The 7,580-nt window shown below is 43.9% G+C and carries 5 protein-coding genes, 1 pseudogene and 1 CRISPR repeat array; of the genes and pseudogenes, 3 read left to right on the forward strand and 3 right to left on the reverse strand.

Going from position 1 to position 7,580, the window contains the following annotated elements; all coding sequences use genetic code 11:
• Positions 1 to 44: 44 nt before the first annotated feature.
• Both ETR37_RS12265 and ETR37_RS12270 read right to left on the reverse strand, forming a co-directional pair.
• A complete protein-coding gene (locus ETR37_RS12265) occupies positions 45 to 767 on the reverse strand; it encodes an HNH endonuclease (protein ID WP_129447322.1) in 723 nt (240 codons plus the stop codon).
• Positions 768 to 850: 83 nt separating this feature from the next.
• On the reverse strand, positions 851 to 1,267 hold the full coding sequence (locus tag ETR37_RS12270; RefSeq protein WP_164978001.1) for a very short patch repair endonuclease: 417 nt from the start codon (positions 1,265 to 1,267) through the stop codon (positions 851 to 853).
• Positions 1,268 to 1,658: 391 nt separating this feature from the next.
• Positions 1,659 to 2,495: a CRISPR direct-repeat array (repeat unit 30 nt; unit sequence GTTTCAATTCCTCATAGGTAAGATAAAAAC).
• Between the two features lie 946 nt (positions 2,496 to 3,441).
• Here ETR37_RS12270 and ETR37_RS12275 point away from each other — a divergent pair.
• From ETR37_RS12275 to ETR37_RS12290, 3 genes are all read left to right on the forward strand, one after another.
• Complete coding sequence (locus ETR37_RS12275) at positions 3,442 to 4,761, forward strand: replication protein (protein WP_129447324.1); 1,320 nt, start codon at positions 3,442 to 3,444, stop codon at positions 4,759 to 4,761.
• 1,196 nt (positions 4,762 to 5,957) lie between these two features.
• On the forward strand, positions 5,958 to 6,803 hold the full coding sequence (locus ETR37_RS12285) for a ComEC/Rec2 family competence protein (RefSeq protein ID WP_129447325.1): 846 nt from the start codon (positions 5,958 to 5,960) through the stop codon (positions 6,801 to 6,803).
• A 10-nt stretch (positions 6,804 to 6,813) separates the two neighbouring features.
• The gene (locus ETR37_RS12290; RefSeq protein WP_129447326.1) at positions 6,814 to 7,029 is read left to right on the forward strand and encodes a DUF3006 domain-containing protein; all 216 of its coding nucleotides are present in this window, start codon (positions 6,814 to 6,816) and stop codon (positions 7,027 to 7,029) included.
• A 342-nt stretch (positions 7,030 to 7,371) separates the two neighbouring features.
• On the opposite strand, the pseudogene ETR37_RS12295 reads toward ETR37_RS12290, so the two are convergent.
• Positions 7,372 to 7,539: pseudogene (locus tag ETR37_RS12295) on the reverse strand (DDE-type integrase/transposase/recombinase); the annotation flags it as partial.
• Positions 7,540 to 7,580: the final 41 nt, after the last annotated feature.

The following is a 7,580-nucleotide window of genomic DNA, read 5'->3' on the forward strand; positions in this document are numbered from 1 at the left end:
CGATTTAAAGTACATCGCGAAGTAAATACCACAAAAGAAATGTTTTATTCAAAACCATGTAATTTCCTATGTATACTTAAAAATATTGGAGACGGCCTATCACGTATTGGTTCTGTAAAAGCCAGGTCTTTTGAAACCATTTGGCTCTCAAAATCAAAATCAGGGGAAAACAGAACTTCTAAATCGTCTGTCAAAGAGATAAATCCATTTTCAAATAGTCCATCATGAAGTTTACAGAGCAAAATGCTGTTGCAAGGGTCCATTCTTTCTTGGATTGAGGATTTTGACCATGGCTTAATATGGCTTGTGACCAATAATTTTGGATGTGAAATGTTGCATAAAGCACATTTCGACTGATAATTTTGCAGCAAGAGTTTGCGGAGTTTATGCTGGCCTTGGCGGGTTTTAATTACTCTAAATACATCTTTGCCATCATTTTCGTTCATTGCAATGTCTAATGGCAGTTCTGTTGGTCCTAAATAATCAAGATGGAACTCTTCCAATTCATTTTCATCGAATTTCGATAAGTCTTCTTTGAGCTTTTTTAAAACCAGATTGGGATACCGTCCTTTGCTGCTGCCATCAAATCCATAAAAGTGAATAACAGACCATGCCTGCCATCCATCTTCTTCTGCCAATAAGTTAATTTGTTTCTCAATATTACGAGTGCTTGTGCCTTTTTTCAAAAACTCGTAAAGTACCTTTGCCCGAACTTCCAAAGGCAAATTCCGAACAAATTTAATCCTTCTAGCATCCAGTCGAGCCATTGTTTTCGCCCCTTAGATTATTGTTTTGCTAATTGCTTAACTTTTCGGGATATTTTGGAGCCATAGATGCACTGAAAATCGTTTTAGTTTTTCTTTGCTTGATCTATAAAATGTTTTACTTTTTCAACTGCCTGATAAAAATCCTGCCTAAATTCATGTTCCCATACCCTCAGACAGTTCCAGCCGAGCTTTTTGTAATATTCGTTAACTTCCTGATCTCTTTTTTTATTTCTTACAAGCTTTCTTTCCCAATATTCGGTATTGCTCTTAGGCATATGTCCATGCAGCGGGCAACCATGCCAAAAACACGAATCAATGAAAATAACTATTTTATATTTTTTGATTGAAATGTCGGGTTTTCCAAACAAAGATTTATCATTTTTCCGAAATCTATATCCATCGTTCCAGAGTGACTTAGTAACTTTATTTTCTAGCTGTGACTGCGATTTTATCGCTCTCATGATCTTCGACCGCTGTTCTTTTTTAAGTTTATCGCTCAAACAGACCACCTCAATGTGGAATTTATATTATAGATGAGGAAATTATACATTAATTATAGCAGATCGCTTTTTTATATATTGACCTTGCCTGGACATTACTTCATTGTTTAGAACTTTGATGCCCGCGCCGGTCTTCCCGGCCGGCAGCCTCCCTGCCTGTGGCAGTCCGGCTGGAGCCTCCGAAGCCCGGCGCTCGGTTCGTTCAAGGAAGCTGTTGTGCAAGCGGACTCATTCCGCAGCCATGCGAAGCAGCTCGAGGCAGCCACTCATCGCATCGCTGCGGGTGGAGAGAAAAAAGCTTAATTAAAAAGAAAAAACACCTGATCGTCAGGCGTTGAGTCGATGATAAAACCCGCTGAAAAAAAATCAGTGGGTTTTCGCGTTAGTCTTATCTTTAGCTCCTCATAGGTAAGATAAAAACGGTATTCGTGGTCGCTCAAAAATGAACAAAGCTGAACTGTTTCAATTCCTCATAGGTAAGATAAAAACATCCAAATTTATGTAAACAATGGACTTAATTTCGCGTTTCAATTCCTCATAGGTAAGATAAAAACGGGCTTGTGTTGTACTAGTGCTGGATGTCGAATCAATGTTTCAATTCCTCATAGGTAAGATAAAAACTCGGGAAGTGACATCAAAAACAAAAGTATTCTTTACAGGTTTCAATTCCTCATAGGTAAGATAAAAACCACACAAAACGCATCGGCGAGGACGTGTATTATCTGTTTCAATTCCTCATAGGTAAGATAAAAACTCATTGCGCAACTATCAAAAAGCACCGAGAAAATGAGGTTTCAATTCCTCATAGGTAAGATAAAAACCTTTGTATTATTTGACAGAAGAATGTTGGTTTGATGTATTGTTTCAATTCCTCATAGGTAAGATAAAAACCCAGCGCTCGGCACCCATGTCGGCGATCAGTCCGCTTTGTTTCAATTCCTCATAGGTAAGATAAAAACACACGCGGCAATACCCGCGCCCTCATGTACGAATACAGTTTCAATTCCTCATAGGTAAGATAAAAACCAAAGCAGAGCAAGCGGAGCAAGCCAAAGCAGAGCAAGTTTCAATTCCTCATAGGTAAGATAAAAACCCGAGCGAAACAGTCGTTATACTTCTCCAGATTTTTGTTTCAATTCCTCATAGGTAAGATAAAAACGCCCGTACACGAGCGCCAAGAAAGCGCCCGCCAAGCGCTGTTTCAATTCCTCATAGGTAAGATAAAAACCCCCAAAAATCGTTGATAAATCAACACTTTTCAAAACAGGGCAAGTCCAGTATACTCCATTTCGAAAATTCCGTCAATAGAGTGAATCGCTGATGGCTGTAGGAAGGAAAGAAAAAAAGAAACTGTCGTCGATCCCCTGGGATTTTTGCACGATTGGAGGTCGACGACAAAACGATCGCAGCATGGGAAGTTCTTGTCGACGGACGTTCCTCGTGTCGCCGTACAAAGAAAAACATCACTACCGCGTTAAACGCGAAAAAACGGTCCGTAAAGGCGTTTTTGTTTTTCTCTTTTCGAATAGAAAACCCATTGCCTTATCGATTAAAACGCGTTACAGGCGAATTTTAGCGGTCATTTTTTAGCAAAGTGCCTATTTTTTATTTTTACCGATCCGTATATGAGGAATGTTAAAGTATTTATTGTCTGATAAAAATACAAAATACATATTTCGACAAATCATGACAAAAAAACAGAGATCGATGGAACAAAGTCTGCGTTCGCTGGCGCTTCCGTTTCCTTTTGGTCCGGGTCCCCGGGGCGATGTGATGGTCGGCTGGTGGCCGGAAACGCTATGCTGACTGATGGCCATCCCGCCGGAGCACGCGCCTTTCCGGCCCGTTCCAGCCTATCACATCGCCCTTCCCGAACCAAAAGACTACGGGTCGCCGGTGTTCCAAGAAATGCAGCCAAAAGAGCATTTTTGTTAATCGATTTGACGATTTTTGAAATAAATGGAGGATTTTGAAATAAAGTGTCGAAATTCAAGACCGCCAGAGTCCTCTCCTATTCAATAGGCCTCGATTGATCCTCATGGCATTCTTATTTTCCCTTTTTCTATTTGAATGGTGTGTAAATTTTGAAGGGACGGCCGCTGTCTTTCTGCATAATGATCGCATCTCGCATTTGCATGGCTATGCGGTTGTTTCCCACGCAGGGAGGGCGTTCGGTGGAGAATTTTAAGCTCGAGAATATGGAACTTTCCCCTTTGGATCGTGCAAAGCGCCATGTGACGTTTCAGCATCGAGGCGCCTCAGGATGGATCACGCTGGCGAAGAAGGAACCGGACGGGGGATGGAAGCAGTATCACTACCAGCCCAACGAATTGGCTGTAGAACTGCCTAAATGGCTTGGAGAGGACGTCTATTTTAGCCAAAACACCTTTTATAAGCCTCAACGAAGAATCGAGAATATAAGGCAGCTGAGGGCTCTGTACGTGGATGTGGATTGCCATACGATTGGCTATGAGCCGGAGTGGGTGGTCGGGAAGTTGGACATCGAGGTATTCTATGACAATATCTTGCCTGAACCTAATCTCATCATTTTCTCGGGTCGCGGAATCGTATGCGTTTGGTTGATCGATCCGGTCCCGTACAAGGCCTTGCCGCTGTGGAAGGCGGTGGAGAACTATTTTTATGAGCAACTCAGCTATGTGGGGGCGGACAAGAAGTCGCTGGATCCGACCAGGGTGTTCCGGATCGACGGGTCGGTCAACTCCAAGAGCAAAAGGGAGGTCGTCGTCGAGTACCGGCACGGCGACAGGTATGTCCTCCGTGACTTGCAATATGAGTACTTGCCGGAATTGACAAGGGCGGAGACAGGGAAGAAAGGAAGAAAAGGGAAACTTGTCCGGCTACATAATATCCAGACGCTGCACTATGCCAGGCTGTTGGATTTGATCCGTCTTGCGGAGCTAAGGGACTATGATCTCAAGGGGTATAGGGAACTGTTTTGTTTTTTATACCGATACTGGAGTTGCTGTCTTACTGATGATCCTGAGGAGGCGTTGAAACAGATGATAGAGCTGAACGCTGGATTTAAGGAGCCGTTGTCTGAAAAAGAGGTGATCCGGGCGACAAAAAGCGCCGAGAAAGCGTGGATGGCTAGGAATGATGCAAAGGCGAATGAGGAGGCGAGGAAGAAAGGCTATCCCGGCGCCGGCTATAATCTGAAGAACTCTACGATCATTCGATGGCTGGACATCACGCCGGAGGAACAGCGACACTTGCAGACCATTATTGACGCCAATGAGAAGCGCCGGCGGAAACGGGAACGCGACAGGGCGAGGACAGGGGAGTTGCGCCGGGGACAAGGGGCGAAGACAAGGGAGGAGTACCTCGAGGAACAACGGGAGCGAACGGAGGACAAGGCATGGCAACTGCAGAAGGCAATGGAGCGACACCCTGACGCGACAAATAAGCAGCTGGCCATGATGCTTCAGATATCGGTGCGGCGTGTCCAGCAGCTTAAGAGGTTGGTCAAGAACTGACGTTCCCGTGAAATGGTTCGTCGCCCTTATATTATGGGCGTCAGCCTGCTTGCTCCCCCCGACCATAAAGAAAGAATAAACCAAATTGGTTTTGTTCCAATACCTCATTAGATTGGTGGGGGGAGTCCCGAGGGTTTTAAACTTCAGATTTTCACTTCGATGAAGGGTGAAATGCAAGCGGATCGTCGCAAAAAGGATGGTAAAAGGGATTTTAAAGATTGATTTTGGACGCATAGCTGCAAGGTGAAAATGCCAGTTAGTAGTTATTATAAAGGGGATAGGTTTATTGATTAGATTTTGGTTGGTGATGATATGATTATTTAGAACATAATTCTCAATGCAAATTTACCAATAAGATAAAAATTCTCCTTAGAATCAGGGGAGCGAATGAAGGTGAGGACACTGGAATGACGCAAAGGGCGGTATGAAATAAAAGATGAGGGCAAGGGTCGTGTCCCTGTTCCTCGATCAATCAAAAATCTATGCAACTAAGATATACAGTTGCGACAAGGTGTCGCGAAAGCATTCCGTCGGAGGACAACGGCCACTCCTGTTGTTTTCTCACTTGTCCTTGGTGAAGACAAAAAGGAGTAGGGTGAATCATGGACAACAAGACAACCAGGTGACATAAATTTGTTTCCTGTCTTAAGTCAAGACAGCAATTGTCTGGCATAGGACAAGATGCGGAATGTGTCGCGACAGATGTCCCAGTGGATTAGCGGCCGTCCGAGACGATGGACAGTGAGTCGCGACAGACTGAAATAATAAACGTGTCTCCCGTGACAATATGGACAGTGGCTGTCCCCGGTCAGGGGATTCTGAGGACATAGCATATCATCGCGTCTTGAAAAAAACGAACTTAATTTATTTTTTTTGTCAGACACAAAATCAAACACTTTCATTATCATGATCATCAAGTAAAAACGGATACTTCAGCAACATATGTTGAAATGTTCCTTTGTCTTTGAATGGGAGGAATTTACGGGACAAATTTTGATGGTAGCATCTCTGGTGGATGATTGTATTGATTATATCCAAGAACACTTTATCGCTAGGGCGGACAATTTTTGAGCATACCGGACACCTTAGTCTTCCGATAATATCGAACATTTTTTCGCCTCCTGTTTGTTTTCTATACTCCCTCTTAGCTCAAGTGATGGTATAATCTTCTTGAAAAGTAAAAGGGGGAGTTTTCAATGAGGAAAATCAAGATGCTGATGGTAGCTGTAATTGTATTTATGATAGCAATACTACCGGGAATTGTGACAGACGCAGCCCCAAAAAACATGTATGTACACTTCATCAATGTTGGGCAAGGTGACAGTATTTACATTAAAGCGCCAAATGGAGAGGACATTCTCATTGATGGAGGAAATAAAGATGGCAGTGATGTCGTCGCCTATCTTAAAAAGCAGAAGGTAAAGGACATCGAGATCATGATCGCGACTCATCCAGACGCCGACCATATTGGCGGTCTTGATGAGGTTCTCAAGGCTTTCCCTGTAAAAAGCGTATATGCCCCAAGGGTCGGTAGTACAACGCAAGCATACAAGGATTTTTTGACTGCTGTTAAAAATGAAAAGCTTACTATAAAGGTTGCTAAAGCTGACGTTGTCTTGCCAATCAAAGGTGTGACTGCTAAGTTTGTTGGCCCTGTAAAATCGTACAGCACTAGCGATACAAATGACTGGAGCGCTGTTCTAAAAGTGACCTATGGCAAAAAGTCATTCCTGTTTACAGGTGACGCCGAGACTCGAGCAGAAGCGGATATGGTTAAAGCGAAAAAGGATTTACGCGCTGATGTGTTGAAAGTAGGTCATCATGGTGCAAAAACATCGACCAGCGCGACGCTTTTAAAAGCTGCAAAACCAACGTATGCGGTAATCTCAGTTGGCAAGAACGCCTATGGTCATCCGACACCGGAAGTTTTGAATCGTTTGAAAGCTTATAAAGTAAAGGTATTCCGTACAGACAAACAAGGAACGATTATCGCGACAACCAATGGGACAACGCTTACCTTCAACGTAAAACCAATTTATTAGAGGTGGTTAAATGAAATATATCATTGATCGTTTCGAGGGTAAATGGGCAGTTTGTGAGGCGGAGGATGGCAAAATGATCGATATTGAGAAAAGCAAACTGCCAAAAAACGCCCGCGCCGGTGATGTGATTGTACAAGAGAACGGAAAGTTCCGGTTGGATAAAAAAGAAACAGAGAAGCGGTGGAAAGAGATTGAAGAGTTGATGAATGAGGTGTTTGAAGAATAGTGCATCATTCTTTCCGAAAATACAGGAAAACGGAGGCGTAATCATTTATGCATTTATGTCAAACCAAAAATAAAATCGGGTAGCGTCAAAAATTCTATGAAAACTCCACACAGGCCATCCCATTGAGCATCGTGGGGCATGCGGAGAGCCGAATTCGCCCTTGACCAACACCCGTCAAAGGTGAGAAAGAGTCGTCAAGGGCGACGGAGACAAAAAAGAAGGCAATAAGAAAGCCGTCCTTGCCATGACCGAATTTTACCTTTGGCGGTGTTCGGTTGGTCAAGGGTTCGCTTCGCCGAATCCGGCAGGAGTTCTGTTCAACGGGCTCCGGAGGACAAAAAGTCAGGCCGCCTCTTGTTGGAGAAACGCTTGGGCCAGGGCGATCAGCTTTGTCCAACGGGCCGGCATATGCGGCAGCTCGGCGAGCTCCGAGATGACGACCGACACCCGGCCTTCGAGCGCGCTATGCGGGCGCAGAAAGTTGAAATACGCCACAAACAGCGTCACAAACTCACATTTCGCACCCTAACAAGGTCAAAACAAAGGATTTT

This window comes from Geobacillus sp. PK12, from assembly GCF_004123125.1.
Taxonomy (GTDB): Bacteria; Bacillota; Bacilli; order Bacillales; family Anoxybacillaceae; genus Geobacillus; species Geobacillus zalihae.

Coding starts and splice junctions, on each gene's coding strand:
- ETR37_RS12285 (WP_129447325.1), top strand. CDS start 5,958: ATGAGGAAAATCAAGATGCTGATGGTAGCTGTAATTGTATTTATGATA.
- ETR37_RS12290 (WP_129447326.1), top strand. CDS start 6,814: ATGAAATATATCATTGATCGTTTCGAGGGTAAATGGGCAGTTTGTGAG.
- ETR37_RS12265 (WP_129447322.1), bottom strand. CDS start 767: ATGGCTCGACTGGATGCTAGAAGGATTAAATTTGTTCGGAATTTGCCT.